Origin of the sequence: Paenibacillus montaniterrae (genome assembly GCF_018403185.1) — a bacterium.
Taxonomy (GTDB): Bacteria; Bacillota; Bacilli; order Paenibacillales; family Paenibacillaceae; genus Pristimantibacillus; species Pristimantibacillus montaniterrae.
On the sequence record NZ_BOSE01000033.1, the window covers coordinates 1 to 532 of the forward strand.

A 532-nucleotide genomic window follows, 5' to 3' on the forward strand; every position below is an offset into this window, starting at 1 on the left:
GGTAGATGATTGGGGTGAAGTCGTAACAAGGTAGCCGTATCGGAAGGTGCGGCTGGATCACCTCCTTTCTAAGAGAACACGATCTTCCGAGTCGAAGATCATCAGATCCCTTGAGGATCACCCTTAAGTTTCAAGGAAGCGCAAAGCGAATGCTTTCGACGTGCGTTTCTGCGAAACGCTTCAGGCAGTTAGTTCGCTCACTCGTTGTCAGTTTTGAAGGATCAAATGATTCTTCAAAAGAAGAAAATACCAGTTGCAAAGTCAGGCTGAAGCATGATATACTCATCTTCCGGCCGATAAAGCCGAGCAACGTTATAATGTGTTCTTCTTAACGGAAGACACAACTTGTACCTTGAAAACTGGATAAGAAAGCAAGAAACATCCAAAGCGAATCGAGTTCAAACGCATGTTTGAAATTTAACTAGGTTAAGCTAGTAAGAGCGCACGGAGGATGCCTAGGCACTAGGAGCCGAAGAAGGACGTGGCGAACAACGATACTGCCTCGGGGAGCTGTAAGCAAGCGTCGATCCGG

At 46.6% G+C, this 532-nt stretch carries 2 rRNA genes; both read left to right on the forward strand.

The window, feature by feature from the left end:
* Positions 1-68, forward strand: a 16S ribosomal RNA gene (locus KJS52_RS26985); the annotation flags it as partial.
* Positions 69-424: 356 nt separating this feature from the next.
* A 23S ribosomal RNA gene (locus KJS52_RS26990) occupies positions 425-532 on the forward strand; the annotation flags it as partial.